Source organism: Maricaulis sp. (assembly GCF_034670125.1).
In the GTDB taxonomy this organism is placed as follows: domain Bacteria; phylum Pseudomonadota; class Alphaproteobacteria; order Caulobacterales; family Maricaulaceae; genus Maricaulis.
Window position 1 is genome coordinate 213,646 of the sequence record NZ_JAXMOC010000001.1, and the last position, 14,719, is coordinate 228,364.

A 14,719-nucleotide genomic window follows, 5' to 3' on the forward strand; every position below is an offset into this window, starting at 1 on the left:
ACAGGCTTCCCTGTTCTTGCCGGCAACTGGGAAAGCCAACCCCCTGCGATTTGGGAAATACAGGAAATTCGCCCTACCCGATCGGCCCGAAAGCGCGAACAGAGACCGGTGGGCAATATCGCGCCCGGATCGCCGAGACACCCAAGTCTCCATGCAGGGAAAATTCCGCGAAGGCACGGAACCACCGCGGGAATTGCGGGGCGCCGTTTTATCTAATTGTTTCAAGAAAATATGTGGCGGTGAGGGTGGGATTCGAACCCACGAGACGGTTACCCGCCTACACGCGTTCCAGGCGTGCGCCTTCGACCACTCGGCCACCTCACCGCGAAGGCGCGGACTATACGCATCGGGCGAGCGGAGGCAAGGCGTTTTGCTCAGCTTCAACACCTCTCGGACTTGTCATTTGGCCTGCTGGTTGCCAGGCGGCAGGTTGAGGGTCCGGGGGCACACATCCTCGATCGGGCTTGATCAAGGAGAAGTACATGAAAAACAGGCAATTGGCCTTTTTCGTGGTGATGTTAGGCGCCCTCGCGACACTGCCGGCCCCAGCGCTGGCACAGGACGAAGCCGTCCGGCGCAGCTGGGGGGCGCAAGCCCGCGCCGAGATGGAGCGGCTGGCCCCTCTGGCCGGGCACTGGCAGGCGCGCGAATATGACAGCGACCGGCAGGACGGATGGACCGGCGGCGAGACCGCCTACGCCGTGACGATCCGCTATCTTCTCGACAATATGGCCCTGCGCGAAGAAGCGCCGGAACGGCCGGTCAAGCCCTGGCGCCTCGAAACAACCATCCAGTACGACCAGAACCGCAATGTCTTCCGCCTCGTGGCGATGGACGACACCTGGGGAAATCTCGACGTTTTCGAGGGTGTGATGGACACGGACGACCGCCTCACCATCACCAATCTCCGTGTCGACACTCCCTATGTCGGCGACGATGGTGCGCGCACCCATTTCCGCCTTTCGATCACGATTGCCGACAATGACCATCACAGCATGCTGATCGAATCGAGCCCCGATGCTGGCGAGACATGGCAGCCCTTCCAGCGCATCGAGCGGACACGCCTCGGCAGCTGACGCAGTCGGGGGCTCTGGTTTTTGCAGGCGGGGTGACTATCTTGTCGGTCAGTCCCTCGGCTTCGGAGCCCCCCATGTCAGACCCGGTCTGGAAATCACGCATCATCCCCGCTGCACAGGCCTTGCCGGGCCGGTCGCAGGCCCTGCCGCTGGCTGTCAGCCATGCCGTCACCGGGCGCGACATCAAGAGCGACACGCCGGCCGGGATGGAAGAGATTTTCCTGGGGCTTGGCTGCTTCTGGGGAGCGGAACGCCTGTTCTGGGAGACCGACGGGGTCTGGCACACGGCAGTCGGCTATGGCGGCGGCACCACGCCCAATCCCACCTATCGGGAAACCTGTTCCGGAGCGACCGGGCATGCCGAGCTGGTCCGGGTGGTCTTCGACCCGGCGCAATTGTCACTCGACCAGGTGCTCAAACGCTTCTGGGAAGGGCATGATCCGACCCAGGGCATGCGCCAGGGCAATGATCGCGGCACCCAGTATCGGTCGGCGATCTATGCCACCACGCCGGAACAGCTTGCGGCGGCGCAAGACGCCGCATCCCGTTACCAGGCAGAACTGGACGGGGCCGGCTTGGGCACGATCACCACCGAGATCGCGATGGCCGGACCGTTCTATTACGCCGAAGACGACCACCAGCAGTATCTGGCGCGCAATCCGTCCGGGTATTGCGGCATAGGCGGCACCGGCGTGATCTGCCCGATTGGCCGCCCTGCCCCGGCCTGACGTCCGGCTCTGTGACCGGGCCCTGCCTTTGCTGACGCTCAAAAGCGCTGACAGCCCGTCGCGGCCTGTCTAGACTCGCGGCAAGCGGTTCGGGATGGCGGCGTGACACGACTGATTGCCTTTGATGTGGATTCAACCCTGTTGCGGGTCGAGTCGCTGGACACGGCGCTAGAGGCGGCATTGGCCGGGCGCGAGGACAAGGTCGCAGCCAAGGCCCGGCTGCACGAGATCACTCGTGCCGGCATGTCCGGCAGCATGGCCCTGCGGGACAGTCTCGAGGCGCGGCTGAAGCTGGCGGCGCTGGACCGGGACGGGGTGGCGATTGTCGCCGGCCAGTTGCGGCAGCGGGTAACGCCCGGCATGGCGCCGCTGATCCGCAAACTGCGCGAACGTGGCGACGTGCTGCACGCCATTTCCGGTGGCTTTGCTGACCTTCTGGAACCGGTACTCAAGGATCTCGGCTTCGGGCACGGCGATATCCACGCCAACCGCTTTGTCTGGACCGGCGATCAGGTCAGCGGTCTCGACACCGACTATCCACTGTCACGCAATGGCGGCAAGGCGGACCTGCTGAACAGTATTTCGGGGCAGGCCGATGAGACCATCATGGTCGGCGATGGCATGACTGATTTCGAGGCTTTCGAAGCCGGTGCCGCCGACCGCTTCATCGGCTTCGGTGTGATCGCCAAGCGCGAAGTCGTCATCGCCGCCTGTGAGTGGTCCGGTGCCAGTTATGTCCGGACCGTTGACGGGCTGGCCAAGGCGCTGGGCGTCTGATCCGGGCCGGTTAGCGCACCAACCGCGCCAGGATGGACCCGTCGAGCGCCCGGACATGATCGATGAAGCCGGTCGGTATGTCCCCCTCCAGATCGGCCGCCACATAACCCAGCTCGCCCCGCGTTTCGAGGTGCTGGGCGGCAATGTTGGCACCCGAGGCGCTGACCGCGTCATTGAGGCGCGACAGGAAGCCCGGCGCATTGGAATGAAAGCTCAGCAAGCGTGTACGGCCGGCCCGGATCTGGCCCGGCTCGATTTCCGGCACATTGACCGCGCCCTTTGTGGCGCCCAGCGCGACATAGCGGGCCAGTTTTCCTGACACGTCCTCGCCGATCGCCTGCTGGGCCTCCAGCGTCGAGCCGCCGATATGCGGGGTGAGGATGATGTTGGCGAATTTCTGCAGGGGCGAGACGAAGGCCTCGTCCTTGGAGGCCGGCTCCTTCGGGAAAACATCGACCGCGGCACCGATCAGGTCGCCACGCTCCAGCGCGCCGGCGAGAGCGTCGATGTCGACCAGGTCACCCCGGGCCTGGTTGATCAGGATGGCACCCTTTTTCATCTTCGCGATGGCAGCCGCATCCATGATATTGCGGGTCTGCTCGGTCGAGGGGACGTGCAGGGTGACGACATCGGACAGTTCCAGCAACTCGTCGAGGCTGGCGCAAGCCCGGGCATTGCCGTGCGCCAACTTGGGCTCGGTGTCGTAGAAATGGACATGCATGCCGAGCGCACTGGCCAGGACGGACAGTTGCGAGCCGATATTGCCATAGCCAACGATACCCAGATTTTTGGCCCGGACCTCGTGCGAGTTGGTGGCCGACTTCTGCCATTCACCCCGCATGGCGGCGCTCGAGCGCATGGGAATACCGCGCATCAGCATGATGATCGAGGCCAGGGTCAGCTCGGCGACCGAGCGGGTATTGCCGAACGGCCCGTTGAAGACCGGGATCCCGCGCGCCGCGGCGGCGTCAAGATCGACCTGGTTGGTGCCAATACAGAAACAGCCCAGGGCCAGCAGGTTGGGCGCCGCGTCGAAGGCGGCCCGGTTCATCTTGGTGCGCGAGCGTATCCCGGCCAGTCGGGCCGGTCCCAGCGCCGCGTGGAGATCGGCCATATCAAGCGCCGCGACATGGCGTTCGACGGAAAACCCGGCGGCATCAAAGGCCACATCCGCAACCGGATGGACATTCTCGAACAGGACGACAGGGCCGGCTTGGGCGGGGTCAGACATCGCGGCATTTCCTTGGCGCATCAACACGGCCAGAATCGCCGCATTCCATGGCGCACCGCAACACGATGATGTTGCGCTTGTCTACCGCATGATATCGCTAACGACTTTGTGGCCGGAGCCCGACCGGCGCAATATTATTCGACGTTCAGCGCCCGGACGGCCGCAAGAGTCTGATCAACATGCTCATAGGGGCTCATTTCCGACCAGGAAAAGGCAATGGTCGAATTTTGATCGATCACATAGGAGGTGCGATTGGTCCAGCCCGGACGCATCATCATGCGCGCATCATAGTCGCGCGCCATGCCCTCCTCGACCGCGAAGACCGGAAAGGCCGAGGCGCAATGCTGGGTCGAGAACTCGGCCAATCGGTCGGTATTGCCGCCGGTCACTCCGATCACGCGCGCGCCCTCGGCGGTGAACTGGTCAATCGCCTCGGCAAAGGCCGCCGCCTGGGCTTCGCAGCCCGAGGTGAAGGCCGCCGGGAAGAAGAACAGCACGACCGGCCCGTTTTCCAATGCCTCGGCGAGATGGAAGGAGACCGGCTCGCCGGCCTGGAAGCCCGACACGGTGAAGTCGGCTGCGGCATCACCGGCGTCCAGCTCGGCTAGAGCGGGGGCGGCAAGGGCGAAGGTAGCGGCCAGGCTGGCAGCAAGGATATGGCGCATCGGATAACTCCCCGTGTGATGCCGTCTGTCTGGCTTCAAAGATGGGGCGTCTGCGTCAATTGGCAAGCCCCGATCAATCATCATCCATCTTCAGGGCGGCGATGAAGGCCTCCTGCGGGATCTCGACCCGGCCGAACTGGCGCATCTTCTTCTTGCCGGCCTTTTGCTTGTCGAGAAGCTTGCGCTTCCGGCTGGCGTCACCGCCATAGCATTTGGCGGTCACATCCTTGCGCAGGGCGGACAGGGTTTCGCGGGCGACAATGCGCCCCCCCAGGGCGGCCTGGATCGGGATCTTGAACATGTGGCGCGGGATCAGCTCTTTCAGCTTCTCGCACATCGACCGGCCGCGCATTTCGGCGCGGGCCTTGTGCACCACCATGGACAGCGCATCGACCGGCTCGTCATTGACCAGGATCGACATCTTCACCAGATCGCCGACCCGGTCTTCAATCCACTGATAGTCGAAGGAGGCATAGCCCTTGGTGACGGATTTCAGGCGGTCATAAAAGTCGAACACCACCTCGTTGAGCGGCAGCTCATAGACCACCAGGGCGCGGTTGCCGGCATAGGTCAGCTCGACCTGGTTGCCGCGGCGGTCCTGGCAGAGCTTCAGCACCCCGCCCAGGTATTCGTCCGGCACCAGGATGGTCGCCTTGATCCACGGCTCGGCAATGGTGTCGATCTTGACCGGATCGGGCATGTCGGCCGGATTGTGCAGGTCGATCTCGCTGCCATCATTCATGTGCAAACGATAGACCACCGACGGTGCCGTGGTGATCAGCTCGATATTGTACTCGCGCTCGAGGCGTTCGCGGATCACCTCGAGATGGAGCAGGCCCAGGAAACCACAGCGGAAGCCGAAACCGAGCGCCGCCGAGGTTTCCATCTCATACGAGAAAGAGGCGTCATTGAGGGCCAGTTTCTCGATCGCGTCGCGCAAGTCCTCGAACTCGGCACTGTCGACCGGGAAGAGACCACAAAAGACCACCGGCTGGGCCGGCTTGTAGCCGGTCAGCGCCTTGGCGGCCGGATTGCGGTCATCGGTGACGGTATCACCGACGCGGGCATCGCGGACCTGTTTGATCGATGCGTTGAGATAGCCCAGCTCGCCCGGGCCGAGGCTGTCGATGGCCTCCTTCTTGGGCCGGAACACGCCGACGCCCTCGACCGGGTAGGTCGCTCCGGTGCCCATCAGACGCACTTTCATGCCCTTTTTGAGCGTCCCGTCGATCACGCGAACGAGGCAGATAACGCCGAGATAGGGATCATACCAGCTGTCGACCAGCATCGCCTTCAACGGTCCGTTCGGGTCGCCGCCCGCGGGCGCGGGCAAGCGCGTCACAACAGCTTCCAGCACATCCTCGATGCCCAGACCCGTCTTGGCCGAGATCATCACGGCGTCGGAGGCGTCCAGCCCGATCACATCCTCGACCTGCTCCTTGACCCGCTCCGGCTCGGCGGCCGGCAGGTCGATCTTGTTGAGCACGGTGACGATCTCGTGATTGACCTCGATCGCCTGGTAGACATTGGCGAGGGTCTGCGCTTCCACACCCTGCGAGGCATCAACCACCAGCAAGGACCCTTCACAGGCGGCCAGCGAGCGGTTGACCTCATAGGCGAAATCGACGTGTCCGGGCGTGTCAATCAGGTTGAGAACATAGGTCTTGCCGTCCTTGGCCGTGTAGTCGAGACGCACGGTCTGGGCCTTGATCGTGATGCCGCGCTCACGCTCGAGGTCCATATTGTCGAGCACTTGCTCTTTCATCTCACGCTGGGTCAGTCCGCCGGTCACCTGGATCAGGCGGTCGGCCAGCGTGGATTTACCGTGGTCGATGTGTGCCACGATGGAGAAATTGCGGATGAGGGACGGATCTATGGTCATGGAGCGGGCAGGTAGCATCGACAACGGGTTTGGCCAAGCGGGATAGGCTGTTTGGCCGTAATGGGGACAGGTATAATTAACGCATCCCGATGGTTCCGCCCGGCATGGCCCGATGCGGGCGTTAATTATACCTGTCCCCCGCTCAGCACCGATAGCGCCACGGCGTCACCGCCTGGCGTTTTGGGGAAAGAGGGTGTGCGGGATACCGGCCGGAGCCGATAAAGCGCTGATTTTAGTAACGGTAGCCACGACAAGCATCCCGCACGCGGAGTTTTCCCGGGTTGCCTTCCAGCCCCCGAATCGAAGCCGACGGGATCAGGGCGGTCAATCGTTGTGCCGCGAGTCCCATCGGCGGCCGCACCGGGTCTGATGGTGGTCAGCCCCACCAAACCGGATGCGCTCCGCTACTCCCACACCCCCGGATAACCGGTCCGGGCCTCAAGATGGCCTGGGAACGGAAGCGATTATGCGATGGGCGAAAAGGGGGAGGACAAGTTTTTTGGTTCAAGCCGCTTTCCCTCTCCCTTGGGAGAGGGTCAGGATGAGGGGTAACTCCCGGTTCCAGCAGGAGGAATCCCCCTCATCCGCGCTACGCGCACCTTCTCCTTAGGGAGAAGGAAAGTGGTGCAGAGCGGGGATAAAGGCACAAAATCTTGTCATCCCGGACGGATGCCCGGCCTCGAGCCGGGCGGAGATCCGGGACCCATTATCACGAAAGCTGGCAGCACCGGGCGTATGGATCCCGGGTCTTCGCCCTGATCAAGTCAGGGCTCCGCCCGGGATGACAAGCGTGTATCGGCGTCGTCAGCGGCGTCCCACCGCACCGCAGATTCCCCCTCTCAAACCACATCCATTTTTCCCGGCCGCAGCCCCGCAAAAGCGGGGCGGAGAGCCGGGAAGAATGAAGGTGAATGGATGTGGGGAGAAAAGTGCGGCGCCGAGCCTACACCGCCACCGCCTTCGGCTTGCCCAGCCAGTAAGCTGGCAGGCCGGCCAGGATCAGCACGCCACCCCAGGCCAGCACCTCGAGGCCAGAACCCAGAACAGCGAAGGCAGCATAGGCACCGGCGGCGAGGGCGATGATGGCCCAGCTGCGGGCGGATCGCCAGGAATGCCTCAGCTCGGCCACCGCGCTGACCAGCAGAGGCAGCAGGAGACAGACCGTGCTCATCATCGCCAGGAAGGTGAAGGCGCCAACCAGGCCGCGCGAGTAATTGGCGACCAGCAGGACCGAGCCGAGCCCCAGCGACAGGAGGAGGGAGAGTTGTGGCGCGCCGCCCTTGTTGCGTCGACCCAGGGCAGCGGGTGCCAGCCGGTCCAGCGCTAGAGCCATCGGCATCTGGCCGGACAGGAAGATGATGCCGTTTAGCGCCCCGGCGGTCGACACCATGGCACCGGCCGCGATCAGCCCCGGCCCCCAGCTACCCAGGACACGGGCGGCATCAGAGAAGGGCGAGGTGGAGCTGGCCAGGTCGGCAGCCGGCACAACCAGCATGACCGAGGCGGTCGCAGCGATGTAGATCAGCGCGACCGTGATTGTGCCAACCACCGTCGCGCGCGGAACGGTGCGCGCGGCATCGCGGACATCACCGGCCGGCACGGTTCCCGCTTCGAGGCCGGCAAAGGCCCACATGGTCAAGAGCGCGGTCGCCGCCAGCACCGGGAAGAAACCGCCACCGGACGGATTGACCTCGGGCAGGTTGGCGACGTCGCCGGTGAAAAACCCGATGCCAATCACCACGAAGATCGGCACCAGTTTCAGGACCGTTGTCAATAATTGCACGATGCTGGCGTCGCGAATGCCGTGCAACGAGATCAGGCCCAGCCCCCAGATCAGCGCCAGCCCGCAGCCCATCTGGGCGATCGGAGCATCGCTCAGGGCCGGGATGAAGACAGTCAGATACCCGACAAAGGCAATCGCGACGGCGGGGATGGATATCCAGTAGGAGGCCCAATAACCCCAGGCGACAAGAAAGCCGATGAGATCGCCGAACGCGTCATGGGCATAGGCGATCGGGCCGCCGGTCCGGGTCGTGCGGTGGGCGAGCCGGCCCAGCACCAGCGCCAGCAGGACCGAGCCGCCAGCCGTTACCAGCCAGCCGGAAAACCCCATCAGGCCGTAGGGCGCGAGGACGGCGGGCAGCATGAAAATGCCGGATCCGATCATGATCCCCACCACCAGGGACCAGCATCCCCAAAAGCCGATCGCCTTGTGGGCCGGCTTGTCGAGCGGGACAGCGTCCGGCGCGGCCGTCTTGTTGTCTGTCATGGTCGTCTGTCCCCCCGGACGCAGAACCCGTCAGCCACAAGCGGCGTAGGCATCCCGCAATAGATTGTGCCAGTGCCAGACGCCGGCCTCCTGGTCGGGCGAAAGCCGGCCAGGCTGATAGGCGCCCGAGGCGAGCCCTTTCTGGACGTGTTCACAGATCATCCGGTCCTCGTCCTGGACGCGGTCGGAAAAGGCGTCATCGGCTTCGGCCCGATCGGCCTCGCCCGGCGCATAGTAGAAGTCGAATTCCACGTGGCACGCGTCCGGCCCGTTCGCCACCACCCGATTGGTCTGCATGCGACCCGGCAGGATGTTGAGCATCGTGTTGGGATAAATGAAGAAATAGAGCGCTTCTCCGGCCGCATAAGCGTCGGTTTCGGCATCGATCGGCGAGCGTTGCAGCGACCAGAAGCGCGCCAGCTCGGTCTTGTAATCCGGATAGGAGACGATTTGCGTCAGGTCCGGATGGACGAAGGGCAAATGATAGCCCTCCAGATAATTGTCGACGTAGATTTTCCAGTTGCAGGCGACGTCATAGGTGCGGGCATGATGATGGCTCAAAGCGGCCAGTGACGCCGGGTCCACCATGCCGTCCATGCCGGTCATCACCTCATCAAGGGACGGCCCGGACCGGATCCGGGCAAACACCATCCCGCCCCAGACTTCCACCTCGATCCGCTCCAGAGCGATGCCCGAGACATCAAACCCATCGGCGGACTGCATTTCCGGTGCGGTGCGCAATTGCCCGTCCAGGTCGTAGGCCCAGCCATGATAGGCACAACGCAGACGCTTGGCGCCCTTGCCATCGCACAGGGCCAGCGGCCCGGCGCGGTGTCTGCAGATGTTCAGGAATCCGTTGAGCCGCCCTGCCGCATTGCGGACCAGAAGGATCGGCACACCGCCGATTTCGCGAACAATGTGATCGCCGGGGCCCGACAGCGCCGATGCCGGGGCGACGACCTGCCAGCCCCGGGAGAGAATTTCCCGCTGGTCGAAGGCCAGGGCGTCCGACCCGACATAGCGCTCGGGATCGAGCGCGCGGGCCTGCTCGAGGGAGCGCGAAGGATCAGCGGTGTCAGCGGCAGTCGGCGCGCAGAGGTCATCCATCCGGCGACGCTATCCGCAACCCGCTCACCTGCCAATGGTTTCGTCCTGGACGTCGCGCGCATGAAAGAGGCCGGCAGGTTGCCCCGCCGGCCTCGTTTCAATCAGGCTTTGAAAAACCCTATTCGGTGACCGGGAAACCACGATCCCGCATCAGGGCCGACACCTCGGCGTCGCGGCCACGGAAGAGGCGGTAGGCCTCGGCCGGGTCCATCGAATTGCGCGGCGCGAACAGGTAGTTGACCAGATCAGCGGCAACGCCCGGATCGTAGAAGCCACCTGGCGCTTCCTGGAAGGCTTCGGCAGCGTCGGCGGTCAGTACATCGGCCCACATGTAACCGTAATAGCCGGCCGAATAGCCTTCACCCGAGAAGATGTGCCCGAAATGCGGGGAGCGGTGTCGCATGACGATTTCATTCGGCATGCCCAGTCGCTCCAGCGTTTCACGCTCGAATGTGTCCGGATCGCTCATCTCGGCCGGATCGGTGGTGTGATAGACCATGTCCATCAGTGCCGAGGCGAGATACTCGCCGGTCGAGAAACCCTGGTTGAAGTTGGCGGCCGCCCGGATGCGGTCGATCAGGGCTTGCGGCATCGGCTCGCCGGTCTCGACATGGGTCAGGTAGTTGTTGACCACCGGGTCGGTCAGGACCCAGCGCTCGAGCAGTTGCGACTGGAATTCGGTGTAGTCGCGTACGCCGCCATTCAGCGTCGGATAGTCGACATTGGACGACAGCGTGTGAAGCGCGTGCCCGAACTCGTGGAAGAAGGTCGTCGCATCATCGAATGACACGAGAACCGGCTCGCCCGGAGCGCCTTCGACGAAGTTGGAGTTATTGGTGGCCAGGACATTGGTCTCGCCATCAATCGTGGAGTGCGAACGGAAAGAGTTTGCCCAGGCACCCGAACGCTTGCCCTGGCGGGCGAAGGGATCGAGATACCACAGGCCGACATTCTCGCCGCTCTCGCGATCGGTGACTTCCCACACCCGTACGGTCGGATGCCAGACCGACACCTCGCCCTCGGGCAGCTCGCGGAAGGCAAAACCGAACAGCTCGCCGGCGACGTAGAACATGCCTTCGCGCAGGTTATCCAGCTGCAGGTATTGCTTCACCTCTTCACTGTCGAGGTCGTAGCGGGCCGAACGGACCTGCTCGGCATAGTAGCGGTAATCCCAGGGCTGGATGGTGATGTCATCGCCATTGGCATCGGCCAGGGCCTGCATGTCGGCGACTTCTTCCTCGATACGCGCGACAGCGGCTGTCCATACGCCTTCCATCAGGTCCATGGCGCGTTCCGGCGTGCCGGCCATGCGGTTTTCCAGACGCCAGGAGGCGTAATTGTCATAGCCCAGCAGGCCGACGCGCTCGTGACGAAGCTGAAGGATCTCGGAGATGATCGCGTTGTTGTCGTACTCGCCGCCATTGTCGCCGCGTGAATAATAATTGTTCCACACCTGCTCGCGCAGATCGCGTTCGTCCGAGAAGGTCAGGAAGGGGTCCATCGACGAGCGGGTGTTGATGATGGCGTATTCGCCCTCATGTCCGCGCGTCGCGGCCGCCGCCGCAGAGGCCGCGACAAAGTCTGCCGGCAGGCCGGCGAGCTGGTCTTCGCTGAGATAGGTAACGTAGTTTTCTTCGTCATTGAGGACGTTGTTGCCAAAGCTGCGGTGCAGTTCGGCGAGACGGGCATTGATCGCGGCATAACGCTCGGCCGCCTCGCCTTCCAGGGTCGCGCCATTACGAGCGAAACCGTCATAGGTCAGCTGCACAACGCGCTGCTGGGCCGGCGTCAACGTCGCCATTTCCTCGCCTTCATAGACCGCACGGACGCGGCCGAAGAGGGCTTCATTCTGGGTGATCTGCGAGTTGAAAGCCGACAGCTCGGCGGACATTTCGCGCTGGATGTCCCGGAATTCCGGCGACGACATGTTGGACGACCAGATGCCCCAATGGCTGAAGACCCGCCCCAGCGGTGCACCGGCCCGCTCCAGTTCGAGAATGGTGTTCTCGAAGGTGGCCGGTTCGGGATTGGCGGTGATGGCGTCGATCTCGGCCAGGTTCAGCCTCATGCCTTCACGCAATGCGGCGCTCAGGTCATCAAGGCTGGCCGCGTCGAAGTCCGGCGTGCCGCCATAGGGGCCGCTCCACTCGGCGAGCAGCGGATTGTCGAATGTGGCCGGCGCGGTGTCCGCCGCGTTGGCTGCGGTGTCTGTTGCGTCGGTCATCGCGCTGGTTTCACCCGTATCGGCGGTGTCTTGGGCAGGCGTGCAGGCGGCGGCAAAAAGCGCGGCCGTGCTCGCGGTGATCATCAAAAGTTTGCGCATCTGGAATGCTCCCCGGAAAATCCTGCGCGCACCCTACCCGCCTACGCCCTGTCGCAAAAATGAAGTTTTCACCATCTGCACAGGAAGGGGCTCACAGACCCGTATTTCGGCCGTGTTCAGCCGCCTCGCCAACGCCCTCAGCCAAGCCATGCTCATCCCAAGCGGTGACCAGGGCTTCCGCAACATCGGAGCGGCCTGCCTCGATGGCCGGCAGGATATGCGCCTCCGCCGCGGCGATGCGGTTGCGGACCTGCTGGCGGGCTGACGGGTCCCGGGCCAGCGTGTCGTGACGCTCGGCACCGCGCTCCCAGAACCGGTCCGCCAACAAGCTGGACGGACCGTCAAAAGCGACCGGTCGGTAAAGCGAGATGCAAGGCGTCTTGCTGCCGGTCATGGCGATGGCCGGGGCTTCGCCCGGCGCCAGCCGCACCAGCATGGAATTGGTCGTATGACTGGGTCGCATGAGGCCGCCATGATGCAGGCACAGATCACGGTTTGAACCCTTGGTGAAACCATCACCCCGGTCGTGCGAACGCATGATGCCGGCCAGGCCGGCAAAATCCGGCCTGTCCAGGCTCTCAAGTGCCGCCAGCGCACAGGCCCGGCGGTCCCGTGCTTGACCAAAGGTCGGTCGCAGCCAGGTCTCGTCATTGACCCCAAACCCGTCTGTCGGCGCGCCCTCGGACGCCATCGTCACCGGTCCTTCAAGGGAATAGGCATTGGAAATCGCCGCGTGACGTTTCACGCGCTCCAGGCGCCATTCCCGGCCGCAGGTTTCAAGCACCAGGATCTCGGCCGCATCGGCAATCAGGAAGCTGTTGTCATAGCGAAACCCCTTATTGCGCCAGCCCGCCGGACCGCCCTGTCCGTGTGTCTCCAGCAAATGGATGATGATCGCCGCCGATTCATGCGCCGAGCTGCCCCGCTCCAGCCCCAACCGGACGAGGTCCATGCCCAGCAGCGCCTTGCCCTGTTTCATCACCTTGCGCGAAAATACCGCTTCATTGCCGATCACCACGCCGGACGCATTGACGCCCATCTCGGCGCCCCACATCCATGAGGGCCGCGACAGGATGGTCGCCTGCCGGTCAGGGATCTGATCGATCTCGATATGGGTGCAGGCGAGCGTTTCGGTCGGGTCATCGTCGACCGCCGGATACCGTTCGACCCGCTGGACCTCGCCCGGCTCGCGATCTGAATTCTTGGCGAACCAGACGGCCCCGCCGCCGCGAATGACCAGCGTGTCGCACATCAGCCGTCCTCCAGTGCCGCGCGCACTTCACGGACCGCCCGCTCGGCAGCCTCCAGTGCGCCTTCGAAATATCCGTAGTAGGAACTCGCAGTCTCGGTGCCTGCCATGTGCACCGGCCCCAGCGGCGTGCGCAGATGGGCGCCATGCCCGGTCCACACGCCCGGCCCCATCAGTGCCGCGTAACAGCCGCGCGACCAGACCTCGGACGTCCAGTCCTGATCAACATAGTCGATCGGATGGAGCGCCTGTTCGCCATAGCAGGCGGCGAAGGCCTCAAGCACTGCGGCCCGGCGCTGTTGCGGGTCACGAGCGGCCCACTGGCGGGCATGATCGCCTTCGATGAAACCCAGCAATTGCCCCGCCGACCGCCCGGCCTCGGTATTGTCGAAGGTCACCCGGACGTCGAGTTGTGGCGCGACAGCCTGACCGGCCAGACCGCGGTCGCGCCAGAAGGGCGTTTCGTATTGAGCAACGCACTTGATGCAGGCCCCCGGCGGCATGCGCAGCCACAGTCCGGACTTGGCGGCCGGCAATACCGGGTCCCAGTCGATCCGCAAGGCTTGATTGGGCGGCAGGGCGAGAATGGCGCGCCGGGCGCTGACCGGACCCGTCTCGGTGTCGATCCTGACGCCGTCATCTTTCCAGCGGATCGTCCGCACTGCCGAGGACAAGCGCACAAGGTCGCCCAATCCCGCCGCGAGGCCGTCGGCCAGACCGGCCATGTCACCATGCACCCGGTCCTGCTGGGCACCGCCCGTTGTCGACACAAGGTTGTCCAGGGACGTGCCGGCCCGCGCATAGAACAGGCCGTGCAACAGGGAGATCTCGTGCGGCTCGGCGGCGAACACCGCGCCAATGCCGACAGCGAACAGGTCGAACGCGTCGCGGGTCCAGGCCCTCTTGCGCATCCATTCGGCAACCGTCATCGAGTCCCACAGCGCCGCCTTGGGATGACGCCAGGGAGCGAGCGGGTCGATCTGTGCCGCCAGGCCATCAAAGCCGCTCATCATCAGATGGACATTGGCGAGAACATGAGGGGCCAGCTTGGGAATGGTGCCGGTGTAATGCGACAGGCGCCCGCGATTGAGCATCAACCGGTCGCCATCATCATGCAGCGGATAGGTCGTACGGCCCTCGGCCTCGATCAGGGCATAGAGACGGTCCTGTCCGGGTCCGACCCACTGGCCGCCGACGTCCACCGTATCGCCATTGGCAAATGTATGGGCCATCGCCCGCCCGCCGACCCGGTCGCGCGCTTCGACAACACAGACATCGTAGTCATCCGCCAGCAATTGGGCCGCGCGCAGACCCGACAGGCCCGCCCCGATCACCACCACATCCTGTTTCGCCTGCGTCATGGAATGTCCGGCCTTCCCCGCGATCGCGCAATCATGGCACGGTCGCGGGGC

General features: G+C 64.1%; 11 protein-coding genes and 1 tRNA gene. 3 read left to right on the plus strand and 9 right to left on the minus strand.

The genetic code is table 11. From position 1 onward, the window contains the following. Positions 1–234: 234 nt before the first annotated feature. Positions 235–324 (minus strand) — tRNA-Ser (locus tag VOI18_RS00700). Between the two features lie 158 nt (positions 325–482). On the opposite strand from VOI18_RS00700, the gene VOI18_RS00705 reads away from it, so the two are divergent. From VOI18_RS00705 to VOI18_RS00715, 3 genes are all read left to right on the plus strand, one after another. Next, positions 483–1,076: a DUF1579 family protein gene (locus VOI18_RS00705; protein ID WP_323760505.1), complete on the plus strand. Its 594-nt coding sequence runs from the start codon at positions 483–485 to the stop codon at positions 1,074–1,076. Positions 1,077–1,150: 74 nt separating this feature from the next. Beyond that, complete coding sequence (gene msrA / locus VOI18_RS00710) at positions 1,151–1,804, plus strand: peptide-methionine (S)-S-oxide reductase MsrA (protein WP_323760506.1); 654 nt, start codon at positions 1,151–1,153, stop codon at positions 1,802–1,804. Between the two features lie 102 nt (positions 1,805–1,906). Beyond that, complete coding sequence (locus tag VOI18_RS00715; RefSeq protein ID WP_323760507.1) at positions 1,907–2,581, plus strand: HAD-IB family phosphatase; 675 nt, start codon at positions 1,907–1,909, stop codon at positions 2,579–2,581. A gap of 10 nt (positions 2,582–2,591) precedes the next feature. Here the strand turns inward: VOI18_RS00715 and serA are convergent, their stop codons facing one another. The 8 genes from serA to VOI18_RS00755 form a co-directional block, all read right to left on the minus strand. After that, the gene (gene serA / locus VOI18_RS00720) at positions 2,592–3,812 is read right to left on the minus strand and encodes a phosphoglycerate dehydrogenase (RefSeq protein ID WP_323760508.1); all 1,221 of its coding nucleotides are present in this window, start codon (positions 3,810–3,812) and stop codon (positions 2,592–2,594) included. Between the two features lie 134 nt (positions 3,813–3,946). After that, positions 3,947–4,477, minus strand: a complete 531-nt coding sequence (locus VOI18_RS00725; RefSeq protein WP_323760509.1) for a peroxiredoxin — start codon at positions 4,475–4,477, stop codon at positions 3,947–3,949. 73 nt (positions 4,478–4,550) lie between these two features. Then, positions 4,551–6,359 carry a translation elongation factor 4 gene (gene lepA, locus VOI18_RS00730; protein WP_323760510.1) on the minus strand — a complete coding sequence of 603 codons (1,809 nt, stop codon included), beginning with the start codon at positions 6,357–6,359 and terminating at the stop codon, positions 4,551–4,553. Positions 6,360–7,302: 943 nt separating this feature from the next. After that, entirely contained in the window at positions 7,303–8,628 is a 1,326-nt protein-coding gene (locus tag VOI18_RS00735) for an amino acid permease (protein WP_323760511.1), read from the minus strand. 30 nt (positions 8,629–8,658) lie between these two features. Next, on the minus strand, positions 8,659–9,735 hold the full coding sequence (locus VOI18_RS00740) for an aromatic ring-hydroxylating oxygenase subunit alpha (RefSeq protein WP_323760512.1): 1,077 nt from the start codon (positions 9,733–9,735) through the stop codon (positions 8,659–8,661). Between the two features lie 118 nt (positions 9,736–9,853). Continuing rightward, positions 9,854–12,058, minus strand: a complete 2,205-nt coding sequence (locus tag VOI18_RS00745) for a M3 family metallopeptidase (protein ID WP_323760513.1) — start codon at positions 12,056–12,058, stop codon at positions 9,854–9,856. Positions 12,059–12,149: 91 nt separating this feature from the next. Beyond that, positions 12,150–13,310: a hypothetical protein gene (locus tag VOI18_RS00750; protein WP_323760514.1), complete on the minus strand. Its 1,161-nt coding sequence runs from the start codon at positions 13,308–13,310 to the stop codon at positions 12,150–12,152. Further along, positions 13,310–14,668 (minus strand): flavin monoamine oxidase family protein, encoded by a 1,359-nt coding sequence (locus VOI18_RS00755; protein WP_323760515.1) that lies wholly within the window; start codon positions 14,666–14,668, stop codon positions 13,310–13,312. Before VOI18_RS00755 ends, VOI18_RS00750 begins: the two co-directional genes overlap by 1 nt. Positions 14,669–14,719 lie beyond the last annotated feature (51 nt).